General features: G+C 38.3%; 11 protein-coding genes. 5 read left to right on the top strand and 6 right to left on the bottom strand.

What is annotated here, in order from left to right; genetic code table 11:
- Position 1: 1 nt before the first annotated feature.
- Complete coding sequence (locus ACOMC3_RS18845; RefSeq protein WP_420317444.1) at positions 2-1264, bottom strand: adenylate/guanylate cyclase domain-containing protein; 1263 nt, start codon at positions 1262-1264, stop codon at positions 2-4.
- A gap of 98 nt (positions 1265-1362) precedes the next feature.
- On the opposite strand from ACOMC3_RS18845, the gene ACOMC3_RS18840 reads away from it, so the two are divergent.
- The 3 genes from ACOMC3_RS18840 to ACOMC3_RS18830 are packed head-to-tail and all read left to right on the top strand — an operon-like array spanning position 1363 to position 5207.
- Entirely contained in the window at positions 1363-2190 is an 828-nt protein-coding gene (locus tag ACOMC3_RS18840; protein ID WP_420317443.1) for a GNAT family N-acetyltransferase, read from the top strand.
- Complete coding sequence (locus tag ACOMC3_RS18835) at positions 2191-4578, top strand: bifunctional UDP-N-acetylmuramoyl-tripeptide:D-alanyl-D-alanine ligase/alanine racemase (protein WP_420317442.1); 2388 nt, start codon at positions 2191-2193, stop codon at positions 4576-4578. It begins immediately after the preceding gene.
- A 23-nt stretch (positions 4579-4601) separates the two neighbouring features.
- Entirely contained in the window at positions 4602-5207 is a 606-nt protein-coding gene (locus ACOMC3_RS18830; protein ID WP_420317441.1) for a DUF2306 domain-containing protein, read from the top strand.
- Here the strand turns inward: ACOMC3_RS18830 and ACOMC3_RS18825 are convergent.
- Positions 5190-5315 carry a hypothetical protein gene (locus ACOMC3_RS18825; protein WP_420317440.1) on the bottom strand — a complete coding sequence of 42 codons (126 nt, stop codon included), beginning with the start codon at positions 5313-5315 and terminating at the stop codon, positions 5190-5192. The two genes, ACOMC3_RS18830 and ACOMC3_RS18825, sit on opposite strands and share 18 nt — an antisense overlap.
- A 63-nt stretch (positions 5316-5378) precedes the next feature.
- Between ACOMC3_RS18825 and ACOMC3_RS18820 the strand changes: the two genes are divergently transcribed.
- Together ACOMC3_RS18820 and purE are read left to right on the top strand one after the other, a co-directional pair.
- A complete protein-coding gene (locus ACOMC3_RS18820) occupies positions 5379-6521 on the top strand; it encodes a 5-(carboxyamino)imidazole ribonucleotide synthase (protein ID WP_420317439.1) in 1143 nt (380 codons plus the stop codon).
- Positions 6521-7012: a 5-(carboxyamino)imidazole ribonucleotide mutase gene (gene purE / locus ACOMC3_RS18815; RefSeq protein WP_420317438.1), complete on the top strand. Its 492-nt coding sequence runs from the start codon at positions 6521-6523 to the stop codon at positions 7010-7012. The genes ACOMC3_RS18820 and purE overlap by 1 nt, the downstream gene beginning before the upstream one ends.
- A gap of 1 nt (position 7013) precedes the next feature.
- On the opposite strand, the gene ACOMC3_RS18810 is transcribed toward purE, so the two are convergent.
- The 4 genes from ACOMC3_RS18810 to ACOMC3_RS18795 all read right to left on the bottom strand — a co-directional run bounded on the left by ACOMC3_RS18810 (position 7014) and on the right by ACOMC3_RS18795 (position 11947).
- Positions 7014-8000 carry a TerC family protein gene (locus ACOMC3_RS18810; protein WP_420317437.1) on the bottom strand — a complete coding sequence of 329 codons (987 nt, stop codon included), beginning with the start codon at positions 7998-8000 and terminating at the stop codon, positions 7014-7016.
- Positions 8001-8090: 90 nt separating this feature from the next.
- The gene (locus tag ACOMC3_RS18805; protein ID WP_420319329.1) at positions 8091-9542 is read right to left on the bottom strand and encodes a sodium:proton antiporter; all 1452 of its coding nucleotides are present in this window, start codon (positions 9540-9542) and stop codon (positions 8091-8093) included.
- Positions 9543-9639: 97 nt separating this feature from the next.
- A complete protein-coding gene (locus tag ACOMC3_RS18800; RefSeq protein ID WP_420317436.1) occupies positions 9640-10872 on the bottom strand; it encodes a Glu/Leu/Phe/Val dehydrogenase dimerization domain-containing protein in 1233 nt (410 codons plus the stop codon).
- A 37-nt stretch (positions 10873-10909) separates the two neighbouring features.
- Positions 10910-11947: an anhydro-N-acetylmuramic acid kinase gene (locus ACOMC3_RS18795; protein WP_420317435.1), complete on the bottom strand. Its 1038-nt coding sequence runs from the start codon at positions 11945-11947 to the stop codon at positions 10910-10912.
- Positions 11948-11955 lie beyond the last annotated feature (8 nt).

The following is an 11955-nucleotide window of genomic DNA, read 5'->3' as shown; positions in this document are numbered from 1 at the left end:
TTTATGCTAGTTTGATGATTTCCATTTCCTGATCAATCCCCTTAAGTTTTACTGCACCTAATGAGATGCCGTTTTTTGCAAGGTGCTTTATATCATTATAAAACTTAGAAGAGACCAACCATGAACATTGATAGTCTTTTGTTAATTGCTCCAGCCTTGCAGCTGTAATAACAGGTATCCCAGATATTGAAAACTGTTGGCGTGTATTGTTACCTATATTTCCCGCAATGATTTCACCATTATGGATACCAATGCCTACTTTAATTTCCTCGCTCCAATCAGACTTGTTCATCTGACTCACTCGAGATAGAATATCTCTGGCAGCCTTAAAAGCATTTTCCGGAGTGTCACCATCTTGTGATGCAAATGACGCCATAAGGCCATCACCCATGATCTGATTAATCATCCCTTCATTATCATGGATGCAATCCATGATGGGTCCGAAAAATTTATTCTGAAATTTATTAACCTCTTCCGGAGAAAGCGTTTGCACCCTTTTTGTAAAATCTCGAATATCTAAAAACAAAACAGAGGCCTTAATCTTGAAACTGGCTCCTCCAGTCTCAGTCAATGCTTGTACAACTTCTTTAGAGACTTGTTTGCTAAATAGTGATTCAATCTGATCTCTTTCTTCTTGAGTTTTTATTGCAACAGTCAATCTTTTACTCAATTCATTTGCCACCAACCCAGCACAAGTACCAGCAATAAGAAACATTATAGCTTTCGTATAATAGACTATTGAGGGAAGCATTGAAGTTGTATCATACGTTTCAAATGTCCAATATATGATTAGAACGTAGACTGCAGTAATTAACGCACCGTTCATGAAACTGATCCAAAAATTTAGATAAAGTGCTGATACGATAATTATCGGAACTAAAATAAATATCAATGGAGAGTCAAGGAAAATTCCATTTCCTTCCCATTTGATGATGAAGTAGAGCCAGATAAAAGGTACCACTGAGTCTGAAATCACTGAATAGTATTTGTACCATATAGGAAGTGGCCTCTCACAATTGGCTATTTTCCCAACTATCCATCTGGAAAATAAAAGTATCACAATGAAAGCTGCAGCAGTAAAAACCCCTAGTTTAATGCTCCTACTATCAATGAAAGTATCTGAAATCGTGGTAGGAAAAAAGATCATATTGGTTAGTAGCAAAATCAGACCAATGACCAGAATACCTATAAATATCTCAAGCCTCCGCTTTTCGGTTTTTACTACCTCTAAGTCAATACATTTTTCTAACTCATCTAGCTGCATGTACGCTTATATTTTCGAAGGATAATTGTAATTTTAATAACATCGCAACTAATAAGACTTTTTTCGGTCAAGTTGGTTCCCATATTTTAGATTTTGTTATGAGTATACGTCTGATTTCTGAAGGAGATTTTGAAAAGCTATACACCACATTTAAGGTAGCCTTCTCAGATAATACTGTCAAATTTCAACCGAGCAGAGAAGAGTTTTCCTACCGCATCCATAAAAAAATACTTTACAACATGGACATCTCTGCAGGCAGTTTTGACGGAGATGAAATGACAGGGTTTATTTTACACACATCAAACTTCTATCAGGGAATTCCCACAGCATACAATGGAGGAACAGGAGTTTTACCTGGCTTTAGAAATCAGCGTACTGCTGAAAACATGTATGAATTTCTCATTCCGAAAATTCAAGCGAAGTTTCTGGCGCGTATCCTACTGGAAGTAGTGGAAAATAATCAGAAAGCAGTGTCACTCTATGAAAAGATTGGATTTACTTTCAAAAGGAGGTTTCATTGTTATAAAATGACTGAGGAATTTAAAACACACTCTGAAATAAGTGTTAGTCAAGGGTCAATTAACGATGTAAATTTTAATTTTTCGGATTTTGAGCCATCATTTATTGACAGCTCAGAACACATTAAGCGTGGATACGAAAAAGTACTGCTAGCCAAAGATGATTCAGAAATCCTTGGCTATTTGATTTATCAACCCCATTTAGGTAGAATATCACAACTGGCAGTAGATCGAATTCACAGGCAAAAAGGTGTTGGAGAAGCGCTGCTTTATAAAGCTCAGTCTGATGCTAAAAAAGCTCTTACAATTATGAACATTCCAGATGACGAGATGGGATTTGATGCTTTTCTAAAAAAATGTGGATTTCAAAATCAAGTCAACCAATTTGAGATGGAATTGATAATTTAGATGATGCCTTTTTCACAGCTCGAACATGCAGTCGATGGTAAACTTGATATTCACTCGGATGTAGATGTTAGCCGCTTTTCCACCGATTCCAGAAACCTAACTGGGGCTATGAATGAAGTATTCATTGCTGTTTCTGGCAAAAGAGATGGACATGATTATGCAAAAGAAGCTTGGGAGAAAGGAATTAGGAATTTTATTCTAAGTCGAGAACTTGATTTACCGCAATCCAATTCGCTTATAGTAACTGATACAACAGCTGCTCTGCAATCTATTGGCGCTTATCACAGATCTAAGTTTAAAATACCAATTATTGGCATTACAGGTAGTAATGGAAAAACCACTGTTAAAGAATGGTTGTCTACCATCTTATCTGAAAAATTTTTTGTCGTAAAAAGTCCTAAAAGTTATAATTCGCAGATTGGCGTTCCTCTCTCGTTATTGGAAATAAGAGAAACACATGAAATCGGGGTTTTTGAAGCTGGAATTTCAAAACCTGGAGAAATGCTTAACCTTCAAAAAATCATTGATCCGTCTATTGGTATTTTCACCAACATTGGCCAGGCTCATGATGACGGTTTTGAAAGCACAGAGCATAAGGTCTTGGAAAAATTAAATCTGTTTCATCCCTGTGTAAAAGTCATTTGCCGAAACGATCAAGAATATTTTCAATTAATAGCTGAGACCTTACAAGATAAAGCCATTACATGGAGCTTAAAGGATGGTGCAAAATACCAGGTTACGTGGAGTAGCCAGATCATTAAAGTTGATCAAATTGAGTTTGAAGTAGACTTTAATGGAGAAACTCAGCTTGAGAATCTCACGCATGCTATTGTGACGGCAATGGAGTTGGGCCTCTCTCGAAAGTCTATACAAAAAGGAATAGATCTTATAGAAGGTGTTCCAATGCGTTTGGAACTTAAGAAAGGGATAAATGGATGCTACATTTTGGATGATTCCTATAACAATGATGAAGCTGGACTTAAAGTGGCTCTTGATTATTTAGAATCACATCAACAAAATGAAAAAAGAACTTTAATCCTATCAGATTTACTCCATTCTGGAAAATCCGATGAAGAATTGTACAGTGACATAGCTGTCTTGCTGAATAGTAAAAGGATTGATCGTCTGATCGGTGTTGGACCAAGGATCAATACCGCATCAAAAAGTTTTTCCAGCAAATCGCTCTTTTATCAGGACACACAGACCTTATTGGATAATTTTCCAGACTTTCATGATGAAATGATTGTGGTAAAGGGTGCCAGGAATTTTGAGCTGGAAAGAGTCGTCAACAGACTGGAATCAAAAAGTCATGGGACGGTCCTGGAAGTAAATTTCGAAGCGCTTCAACATAATCTAAATCAATATCGATCCTTACTGAAACCAAAGGCCAAATTAATGGTGATGGTCAAGGCAAATGCGTATGGAAGCGGACTTTTAGAGGTTGCCAATTTTCTTCAGCACCAGCAAGTGGATATGTTAGGAGTGGCATATGTGGATGAGGCTGTTCAGCTACGTAAAAATGGGATCAATATCCCAATTATGATTATGAACCCACACACCGAAAGTTTTGAGCAGTTTGAAAGGTATGATCTACAGGCGGAAATATTTAGCATTTCTCACCTCAAACGCATGCTCAAAGACACCAAAAAATCTCCGAAAATTCATTTGAAAATCGATACTGGAATGCATCGTTTGGGGTTTAATCCTGAAGAAATCGATGAATTAATTACAATCCTGAATGATAATTCTCAAGTGAAGGTAGAGGGTGTTTTTACACATTTTTCTAGTTCAGATCTTATCCAGGAAGATGGTTTTACTAACAATCAGGCTGAACTATTTGAAAACACCTATCAGAAGATTGCAAATGCGCTAGGCTATCAACCCATCAAACATGCATGTAACTCACCCGGAATCGTCAGATGGCCACAATACCACTTCGATATGGTGCGATTAGGAATAGGGCTTCATGGTTTTGACCCAACGGGACAATTATCACTTAGGCATTCGAGCCAATTGAAATCAATCGTTTCTCAGATTCAAAATCTAAAAGCGGGTGAAACAGTGGGATATTCTCGAAAGGGTAAAGTATCGAGAGATAGTCAAATTGCTATCATTCCAATTGGCTATGAAGATGGTTTCCAGAGGGTATTTGGAAATGGAAATGGTCGCGTGAACATAAATGGAACTTTATGTCCCACCATTGGGAATATATGTATGGATATGACAATGGTAGATGTTACTGAAGGAAACGTTCATGAGGGTGATCCTGTCATTATATTTGGAGAAACTCCTGGTATTAAGGATCTTGCTAAATGGGCAAATACCATTCCGTATGAGATACTGACGAATGTTAGCAATCGTGTCAAACGTGTATTTATTTCAGAATAGTTATGAGTAAAACAAGGCCAATAATGAAACTACGCAATGGATTTTATGGATTCCTTTGCATAGGTGTCGCTCTGTATGCACTGTCACATCTTTTCAGAACAGATTTCTATTCATTCAAATTAAATGGAATCTCCGACTCGTCCATCTGGCGGATAGCCTTTCATATGCATTTTATCGGAGGTGCCTTGGCATTGGGTCTGGGATGGACGCAATTCTTAAAAAACTTCAGATCTAAATACTTACAAATTCATCGGAGGATTGGTTATTTATATGTGATCTCAATTGTCCTTATAAGCTTTCCAGGAGCATTCTACATGGCGCTATATGCTAATGGAGGCTTCAATAATGTGGTTGGATTTGGAATGATGGCTCTTTGTTGGTTTACATTTACTGTATTGGCATTTAACCGAATCAAATCCGGGAATATCAATTCTCATGAAAGATGGATGATTAGGAGTTTCGCTGTTACATTAGGAGCTGTAACGCTACGTATTTTTATGCCATTAATGATAATAGCAGGAGTGCCGGAAGGTGAGGCTTACCAAACGATTTCCTGGTTTTGTTGGGTTCCAAATCTTTTTGTTGCTGAATGGATTATTCAAAGGAAATACCTAGCCTCCACATCCTAAGAATCGCTTAAAATCAACATCTTTAGGAAAACCAGTTTCTTGCTTTTTTTCTTCTTCACTTTTGTGTTTTTCCTCTTTCTTCTTCTTTGCTAGCTCTCGTTTTTCCATTTCTATTAAGTATCCTTCTTATTTATTTAACTCGATCTGGTCTGTAAGGTTATCTTTGCCCCTATGCCTAAAAGAGACATAACTGACCTGAAAATTGGTGTACTCGGAGGCGGTCAATTGGGCCGCATGATGATTCAATCCGCCATTGATTACAATCTGGATATTTCCATATTAGACCCAGATGAAAATGCACCATGTGCCCATCTTGTGAAGCACTTAACTGTCGGGAAATTAACAGATGAAGATCTTGTCTATGAATGGGGTAAACAATTTGACCTGATCACCATTGAAATTGAAAATGTTAGTGTGGCTGCACTAAAAAGACTGCAATCTGAAGGCGTGACTGTTTATCCTCAACCGGAGATTATTGAGCTTATTCAGGATAAAAGAAAGCAGAAGACATTTTATAAAGCCAATAGAATCTCCACTTCAGAGTTTGTTCTGACTGAAAACGCAAAAGAGGTTGGAAATCATACAGATATGCTCCCGGCAGTAAATAAGCTTGGCACTGAAGGATATGACGGGAGGGGTGTTCAAATTATTAGGTCTGAAGATGATCTTGAGAAAGCTTTTGATAAGCCCGGATTGCTTGAAAAACTGGTCGATTTCGAAAGGGAATTAAGTGTTGTTGTTGCTCGAAATGAAAACGGTGAAATGGCTTGTTTCCCTGTTGTAGAACTTTCATATCATCCTGAACAAAATCTTGTTGAGTTTCTATTTGCGCCAGCACAGATAAGCAAAGAATCTGAAGATAAAGCTTATGCTTTAGCTAAAGATGTCATTCAGAAACTAAACATGGTTGGCTTACTGGCAGTTGAAATGTTTCTGACCAAAGAAGGTGAAATTCTTGTAAACGAGGTGGCCCCAAGAACTCATAATTCCGGACATCATACGATTGAAGCCAATCGAACCTCCCAATTTGAGCAACACTTGCGAGCAATTCTAAATCTTCCACTTGGTTCAACCGATCTCATTACACCCGCAGCAATGGTGAATTTGCTAGGAGAAGATGGCTTTACAGGCACTGCTTTTTATGAAGGATTAGAAGAATGCATGGCCATGAATGGAGTTTATGTGCATCTTTATGGGAAGAAGTTAACCAAGCCCTTTCGGAAAATGGGGCATGTTACCATTACAGATGACACTATAGACAGCCTAAAAATCAAGGCTAGGAAAGTTAAAGACACAATTAAAGTAAAAGCATAATGGCGTCACCAAAAGTAGGAATCATCATGGGGAGCAAATCAGATCTCCCAATCATGCAACAAGCAGCAGATATTCTAAAAGAGCTGGAGGTTGAATATGAGCTTACCATTGTTTCTGCACATCGAACCCCTCATCGAATGATCGAATATGCTGAAGGAGCACGAGATAAGGGACTACAGGTGATTATTGCCGGGGCAGGTGGAGCGGCTCATTTGCCAGGCATGGTAGCGTCATTGACCACTCTGCCCGTTATTGGAGTTCCTGTAAAGTCCAGCAATTCTATTGACGGTTGGGATTCTATTCTTTCTATTCTTCAAATGCCTGGAGGTATTCCTGTTGCTACAGTGGCTTTGGATGGAGGTAAAAACGCTGGCATTCTGGCCGCAGAAATTGTAGGAGCTACCAATCAAGGCATTGGCAATAATCTTCAGAAATACAAAGATTCTCTCCGTGACAAAGTAATGGAGAGTGTGAAAAGTCTGAAAGGATAAGTTATTCTTCTGCTGGAAGTTTTTCCTCAATAATTTCCTCCGGAGTTTCGTCCTTCGGAAACATAAGAGACAGAACAATTGCAAGCACTAAAGCTCCAATAATTACACTGAATGATAAAAAGATTGGAATGTGTATGTCAAAAATCTCTGCCAGCATCTTTGCTCCAATAAATATCAATACAATTGAAAGACCTTTTTGGAGCAGGTAAAATTTATCCAGAACATTTGCCAGCAAGAAGAACATTGCTCTAAGTCCCATGACTGCAAAAATGTTTGAAGTATAGATCACAAACTCATTTTGGGTGATGGCAAATGCAGCAGGAATAGAATCTACCGCAAATATTAAATCCGTAGACTCGATTAAAATGATGACCAGAAAAAGTGGAGTAAACAGAAGCTTTCCATTTTCCCGCAACCAGAATTTTCCTCCTTTATCGGTGGCACTCATTGGGAGTACTTTTTTAGCAGCTTTAAGTAATGGATTCTTTTCCGGTTCCAATTCCATATCGTCCTCTTCACTGAATAGCTTAATACCAGAGTAGACCAAGAAAACTCCAAATACGTAAAGAATCCAATGAAATTCTGCAATCAGTAAAGCGCCAACAAAGATGAATACAGCCCTAAAAACGATGGCTCCCAATATCCCCCAAAATAGGATGTTATGATAATATTCTTCTTTGACATTGAAATATCTAAGGATCAGAAGTATAACAAAGATATTATCAACGGAAAGGGCTTTTTCTGTAACATAGGCTGAGAAAAACTCCAATGTGGCTGCTGGGCCTTCCCCATAAAAATAAATGAGCGTCCCATAACCAACAGAAACAAGAACCCAAAAGATTGATTGTTGTAGAGCCTCTTTCTGAGTGACCTTTTGATGCTTCTTATGGAAAACACCTAAATCTACGATCAGAAATACTACAATAATTACACCGAAAACTCCAAATAGGAGTCCTTCATTCTGACCTGTAAATAAATTAAGCAACATTATTATAAGGTGATTATTCTTGAGGTGCTATCCAAATTAAGTAATTCAACACAAATAAAGAAAATTTTGGTCGATAAGGAGCAAACACCACTAATGTCCCATGAAGAAAATTAGCCAAATGATAATTAAGACTGGTAGAAGTATCGGTATCGAATACTTTATAATGTATGAAAAGAAAGATGGCATCTTAATTCCAACCTGCTCTGCGATCGACTTCACCATAAAATTAGGACCATTACCAATGTAAGTGAAAGCTCCAAAAAAGACGGCTCCTAAGGAAATAGCCATTAAATCAAGTAATGAATCTTTATACCCATTATTGGCGAATGCAATGACTTCTTGAATCTTATTCACATCGGCCCCTACACTTGCCATGGAAGCCGTGAGAAAGTTCACATAAGTAGGTGCATTATCTAAAAATCCACTTAGAATCCCTGTGCCCCAATAAAGTGTGCTTGGGCGAATTAATTTCTCTCCTTCAGGAGATTGAGCGAATTCACTTACCAGCTCAAGTGCTGGCATCATGGTAAAGAAAATACCTATGAATAGGAATGCTACTTCGCGAATTGGCTCAAAGCTGAATTCATTTCCTTGAATAGCCTGTAGATCAGCATACCTAAAAGAGCCAAAGGCAGCTAGCAACATTATGATCTCTCGGATAAAAGAAAATTTCTGCCCCATGTAATTGATGCCTGGTACCCAATCAAAAACATTCGGATCCAAAAAGACAGCACCGACTACAATTGCCAACCAAATGAAATTTCTCCTTCCAACCAGATGAATTTTACCGGTGGGTGGTTCTTCCTCCTCTTCATCCCCTCGCATCAGTGCATAATTCGTTTTGTTTCTAACGTCGAATAAGAAGAAGAAGACCAATAGAATGATACAAGCTATTGCCCATGGCACCAGATTGTGAATCAGTGTCCATTCAAAAGGGATTCCTTTTAAGAATCCTAGAAATAGCGGTGGATCTCCAATTGGGGTAAGTGAACCCCCGACATTACTCACAATGAATATGAAGAAAACAATATGATAAGGTTTGATCCTGTTCTTGTTCAGTCGAATAAATGGTCTAATCAAAAGCATAGAAGCACCAGTGGTACCAATGATATTTGCAATCACAGCGCCAATAGCTAAGATTATGACATTTGTAAGCGGTCTTGCTTCTTTATCAACCTTGATCAAAATCCCTCCAGAGGCAACAAACAAGCCTGCTAGTAATGCGATAAACTGTATATACTCCGCCGCAGAGTGAATCGGACTATGATCGTTGTGCAGATAAAACAAATAGTAGGTTGACACAATAAATGCCAGTACAATCGATATGACGGGATAACTTTTGTGCCAGAAGTGAGGATAAAAAAGTGGCCCGGTTGCGATCATTAAGAGCAATAGCACAAATGGAATGACACTCCAAAGTGCTGGCTTCTTCGATACATGTCCGTCTTCAGCGCCAGTATCGTGATCCAGTGTTTGATGCGTTTCTTGATGCTCTTGTACAGGATTATACTCATTGGCTATGGCCAACGTCATCATGCACATAAGTAAACAAGCAACAAAGATTCTTTGGATCATGCTTAGGCGTTACAGATTACTACTAAGTTATCATTAGCAAGGAGAAAAACAAACCTACACTTTCTTATACCAGCTTATTTAATGAAATCTGAAAAGCGGTTTCAGCAAGGTTTACACGGGTTGAATTCTCTTCATTGACTGCTTTCAATGCGTTTTCAATTGTTTTAGAGCAGTCATTGAAAATATCTGCGTCTGTAAGAACATCATTATTTTCCGGATCCATCAAAAAAGCAAAGGTTCTTGCCATCCCACAGTTTGCAATGAAATCGGGTAAAATTGAAACTTTCTTATCTACGTACTCAGCTATTGGACCGTAGAATATTTCAGTATCATTGAATGGAACATTGGCGCCACAAGACACTACTTCCAGATCGTTATTAATCATGGCCTCTGCCTGATCTCTTGATACCAATCTGGATGCAGCTGCAGGAATGAATATTTCAGCTCCCATCGACCAAACTTTTTTATTCATCTCATCAAATGAAATCATATCATCAGCAACCAACTTATTGCCTTCCTTATCATGGAAAAGTTTTTTTATGTCATCAAGTGAATAACCATCAGGATTAATTAGTCCACCTTCACGATCAATAATTCCCACAATCTTAACTCCATACTTGGCCAGGTAGAGCGCAGCAGTAGATCCAACATTACCCCAACCTTGAATTATTGCTCTTTTCTCCCCTAAGTTACCACCCCAAATTTGATAGTAGTGACGAACAGCTTCTGCAACACCATACCCAGTAATCATGTCAGCAACTACATATTTTTTAGGTGAGTTTGGAACGTATTCTTGATCCTCCAAAACTTTAGAAACACCTTGCCTTAATCTACCCAGCATATGAATCTTAGTTGGCTTTCGAGGGTTATAATGACCATTAACAATCCCTTCCTGAGGGTGCCATAAACCAAAATCTTCAGTAATAGGAATTACCTCATGAATCTCATCTACATTCAAATCCCCACCAGTCCCATAATAATTCTTGAGTAGTGGAAATACTGCATGGTACCACCTTTTCAGTACACCTTCTTTTCTAGGATCATTTGGATCAAAGTTTATCCCTGATTTAGCACCACCTATTTGCGGTCCTGAAACAGTAAACTTAATTTCCATTGTCTTAGCAAGCGACTCTACTTCTCTTTTGTCAAGTCCTACTCTCATCCTGGTTCCGCCACCTGCTGAACCCCCTCTGAGAGAGTTTATAACAACCCATCCTTCAGCCTCAGTTTCAGGATCAGACCATTCAAAAACAATTTCTGGTTTTTTATTTTCAAATTTTTTAAGGAGCTCTTTCATCTAAGTTGTTGATATTTTGAGGGCGCAAATCTAATCATTAAGGGAGATGAATCACACCTGATGAGCTGTCTTTCGAGGCGCCAGTTGCAGATGATAGAACATTGACTTCATTTCTAAATCGCTTAACTCCAAGAAATCCAAAAATTATTGCCTCTTTAAAATCAACTATGTCTTGACTTGGAATCTCAACCTCCCAATCTGTCAGTCTTTCCATTAATATTTCAATTAAATACTTGTTATTAGCTCCTCCACCAGTAACTAATAGTCTGGACCCTTTGTCGCTCAAACTTTCGCTTATCTGATCGACTATGAAGTGGGTATAAGTGAATAACCCATCGTAAGGATTTATATCAGATAGTAATTGATCCCTTAAATAATTGTTTGCTAATGATTTTGGTGGAGGTTTGGAAAAGAAATCAAAGCTTGAGAGGTGGTCATAAAACCCTTGATCTAGTTTTCCTTGCCTCGCCAAAAGCCCATCCCTGTCGTACTCTTTTCCCAATTTTTTAGCAAAGAAATTCAGTACCTGGTTGCAAGGGCAGATATCCCATGCCAGATGACTTTCCCTTACTGACACATTACAAATCCCTCCTAGATTGAGGCAAGCGTCATATTGATCAAAAAGAACAAAATCTCCGAAGGGCACTAGCGGTGCACCTTGTCCGCCTAGGCGGATATCTTCAGTCCTATAATCAGTTATGGTAGTTACATTACATTTTTTAGCAATAATTTCCCCCCTGCCAAGCTGCCAGCTAATTCCATTTTCAGGTTCATGTATAACAGTGTGACCATGAACAGCGATTAAATCCGCATTCCAAAAGTCTGAAACCTCCAAAATCTGTTGACTAATCCATTCGCCAAAATGAGTATCTAATTCCAATTTATCCGCATGTGAAAGCCAGCTTGAGTTTTCTAATTGAAATATTAATTGATCATTATAGGGTTTAGTTACTCCTTTTTTTAACTCAAATTTCCAGCTTCCAGAAATGAGTTCAAATTCGACTAAAGCAATGTCCAGACCATCCATGGAAGAACCAGCCATCACGCCAATAACATTATAGGTGGAATTTTTCATTTCCTTTG

It is taken from the genome of Ekhidna sp. (assembly GCF_965212185.1).
GTDB lineage: Bacteria > Bacteroidota > Bacteroidia > Cytophagales > Cyclobacteriaceae > Ekhidna.
Note: the sequence above shows the minus strand (reverse complement) of the source record. Positions and strands in the feature narration are given on the sequence as shown.